We start from the raw sequence: 783 nt of genomic DNA on the forward strand, positions 1-783 counted from the left end.
GGCTCAGAACAGGCCGGCGTCGACGGTGGTGTCCACATCGACGTCGGTGTTGACCTGACCGGAGTTGTCGGTCGAGTTATCCTGCCCGGAGTTGTCCACCGAGTTGTCGACCGAGTTGTCCACCGAGTTGTCCTCGATGCTGGACCCACCCGAGATCCCGCCGGACACACTGCCGTCGATATCGCCGACCGTGGTCTGGTTGCCATCGACATTGGTGGTGGTCGTGTCGTTGTCGTTGATCACGATCCCGCCACCGGAACCGCCCGCACCGCCAGCGGCGCTGCCGCCCTGATTGCCGACTCCGATCAGCCCACCGCCGCCGCTGCCACCGGCCGCGTTGCCACCGCTGCCTCCACTCATGTCGACATCGTTGATCACCGGGCCGTCGTTGTCGGAGATGATGTCCCCACCGGCGCTTTGATCACCGCTGTCATCGATCTCGTTGTCCTCACCGATGTTGACGTTGGAATCCCTGATGTCACCGGTGTTGACGTTGTCGTTGTTATCGCCGACGACGTTGCCATCACCATCGACGTTGGTGGCGTCGATGTTGCCCGCGGTGCCGGTGTTGACCACCCCGCCGTCGGTGGCGGTGTTGGTGGTCTTGTCACCGAAGGTGATGTCACCGAACTCCAGCCCCACGTTGCCGACGCCCTGCTGCTGATCCTCACCGGCGTGGTTGACCATGTTGGTCTCCGGGCTCATGAACCGGGTGTCGTTGTGGCTGAGCGTGTCGTTGTTGGACAACACCTCGGTCTGGCGCTGCGGAGCGAAAGCGATCCC

The 783-nt window shown here is 63.2% G+C and carries 1 protein-coding gene; it reads right to left on the reverse strand.

Translation table 11 applies throughout. The features are described 5' to 3' along the window. Positions 1–3 precede the first annotated feature (3 nt). A partial coding sequence (locus AU193_RS23400; RefSeq protein ID WP_064423876.1) for a hypothetical protein occupies positions 4–783 on the reverse strand: 780 nt, incomplete at its 5' end.

Origin of the sequence: Mycobacterium sp. GA-1285, from assembly GCF_001499905.1 — a bacterium.
Classification (GTDB): Bacteria; Actinomycetota; Actinomycetes; order Mycobacteriales; family Mycobacteriaceae; genus Mycobacterium.